Annotated in this window: 1 tRNA gene and 2 rRNA genes (1 of these 3 running past the window's edge); all 3 read left to right on the plus strand. The window is 56.3% G+C overall.

Annotated features, from left to right (window positions below):
* A 23S ribosomal RNA gene (locus ACQY4O_RS19260) occupies positions 1 to 2,310 on the plus strand (it extends 431 nt beyond the left edge of the window).
* A gap of 100 nt (positions 2,311 to 2,410) precedes the next feature.
* Positions 2,411 to 2,526 (plus strand): 5S ribosomal RNA (rrf, locus tag ACQY4O_RS19265).
* Between the two features lie 59 nt (positions 2,527 to 2,585).
* Positions 2,586 to 2,662 (plus strand) — tRNA-Met (locus ACQY4O_RS19270).
* The last annotated feature ends 12 nt before the right edge of the window (positions 2,663 to 2,674 follow it).

Consider the following 2,674-nt stretch of genomic DNA (forward strand, 5'->3'; position numbering starts at 1 on the left):
TAGTGAACAAGTACCGTGAGGGAAAGGTGAAAAGCACCCCGACGAGGGGAGTGAAATAGACCTGAAACCGGATGCCTACAAGCAGTCGGAGCCTCCTATGGGGTGACGGCGTACCTTTTGTATAATGGGTCAGCGAGTTTCTGTTTGCAGCGAGCTTAAGCCGGTAGGTGTAGGCGCAGCGAAAGCGAGTCTGAAATGGGCTATGAGTTGCTGGCAGAAGACCCGAAACCGAGTGATCTAGCCATGGCCAGGCTGAAGGTGCGGTAACACGCACTGGAGGGCCGAACCCACGCCTGTTGAAAAAGTCGGGGATGAGCTGTGGCTAGGGGTGAAAGGCCAATCAAACTCGGAGATAGCTGGTTCTCCGCGAAATCTATTGAGGTAGATCGTCAGGTGTTTATCCCGGGGGGTAGAGCACTGGATGGGCTAGGGGGGCCCAAAGCCTTACCAAACCTAACCAAACTCCGAATACCCGGAAATATAGCCTGGCAGACAGACGGTGGGTGCTAAGGTCCATCGTCGAGAGGGAAACAGCCCAGACCACCAGCTAAGGCCCCCAAATCGTGGCTAAGTGGGAAAGGATGTGGGGATTCCAAAACAACCAGGAGGTTGGCTTAGAAGCAGCCATCCTTTAAAGAAAGCGTAATAGCTCACTGGTCTATTAGAAACCCTGCGCCGAAGATGTAACGGGGCTCAAGCCACGTGCCGAAGCTGTGGGTGTATGCGCAAGCATACGCGGTAGCGGAGCGTTCCGTAGGTCTGTGAAGGGGATGGGGTGATCCTCCCTGGAGATATCGGAAGTGCGAATGCTGACATGAGTAGCGACAAACAGTGCGAGAAACACTGTCGCCGAAAGTCCAAGGGTTCCTGCGCAAGGTTAATCCGCGCAGGGTGAGCCGGCTCCTAAGGCGAGGGCGAAAGCCGTAGTCGATGGGAATGAGGTGAATATTCCTCAGCCTGCCAGAAGTGACGAATGCGAGATGTTGTCGGGTCTTATCGGATTGATCCGGCTTTTTGAGCATTCCGGGAAATAGCTCTGGCATACAGACCGTACCCTAAACCGACACAGGTGGACTGGTAGAGCATACCAAGGCGCTTGAGAGAACGATGCTGAAGGAACTAGGCAAATTGCTCGCGTAACTTCGGGATAAGCGAGACCACCGTGTGGGCAACCATGCGGTGGTGGCACAGACCAGGGGGTAGCGACTGTTTAGTAAAAACACAGGGCTCTGCGAAGTCGAAAGACGACGTATAGGGTCTGACGCCTGCCCGGTGCCGGAAGGTTAAGAGGAGGTGTGCAAGCACTGAATTGAAGCCCCGGTAAACGGCGGCCGTAACTATAACGGTCCTAAGGTAGCGAAATTCCTTGTCGGGTAAGTTCCGACCTGCACGAATGGCGTAACGACTTCCCCGCTGTCTCCAGCATCGGCTCAGCGAAATTGAATTCCCCGTGAAGATGCGGGGTACCCGCGGTCAGACGGAAAGACCCTATGAACCTTTACTGCAGCTTTGCAGTGGCATCAGGAAAATGCTGTGTAGGATAGGTGGGAGGCTATGAAGCCGGGGCGCTAGCTCAGGTGGAGCCATCCTTGAAATACCACCCTGAATTTTTCTGATGTCTAACCGCGTCCGGTCAGCCCGGACCGGGACCCTGCATGGTGGGCAGTTTGACTGGGGCGGTCGCCTCCCAAAGTGTAACGGAGGCGCGCGATGGTGGGCTCAGGCCGGTCGGACATCGGCTGCTGAGTGCAATGGCATAAGCCCGCCTGACTGCGAGAGCGACAGCTCGAGCAGAGACGAAAGTCGGCCATAGTGATCCGGTGGTCCCGCGTGGAAGGGCCATCGCTCAACGGATAAAAGGTACTCTAGGGATAACAGGCTGATCTCCCCCAAGAGTCCACATCGACGGGGAGGTTTGGCACCTCGATGTCGGCTCATCACATCCTGGGGCTGGAGCAGGTCCCAAGGGTTCGGCTGTTCGCCGATTAAAGTGGTACGTGAGCTGGGTTTAGAACGTCGTGAGACAGTTCGGTCCCTATCTGCCGTGGGTGTTGGAGACTTGAGAGGATTTGTCCCTAGTACGAGAGGACCGGGATGAACGCACCTCTGGTGCACCGGTTGTCGCGCCAGCGGCACCGCCGGGTAGCTACGTGCGGACAAGATAATCGCTGAAAGCATCTAAGCGAGAAACTTACCTCAAAACCAGGTCTCCCAGAGGGCCGTGATAGACCATCACGTCGATAGGCCAGATGTATACGTGCAGCAATGCACTCAGCTAACTGGTCCTAATCGCCCAATAGGCTCAAAACACAAATACACCACCACACGCACAGCAGTCATCCACATCACACAACACCGCGCACCAACCCACTCACTCGCCCGAACCTCCCCCAGAGGTTGGCTCGGACGACCTGGTGGCCATGGCGGGGAATGATCCACCCGATCCCATCCCGAACTCGGCCGTGAAAACCCCCAGCGCCCATGATACTGCATCTCAAGATGCGGGAAAGTCGGTCGCCGCCAGGTCTTCCGAACCAACCCATTACACACACATCGAGGCCGCATACTCACAGCAGCCTCACCACCGCGGGGTGGAGCAGCCCGGTAGCTCGTCAGGCTCATAACCTGAAGGTCACAGGTTCAAATCCTGTCCCCGCAACCACCAATCGTTGAC

Origin of the sequence: Lichenicoccus sp. (assembly GCF_965277665.1) — a bacterium.
In the GTDB taxonomy this organism is placed as follows: domain Bacteria; phylum Pseudomonadota; class Alphaproteobacteria; order Acetobacterales; family Acetobacteraceae; genus Lichenicoccus.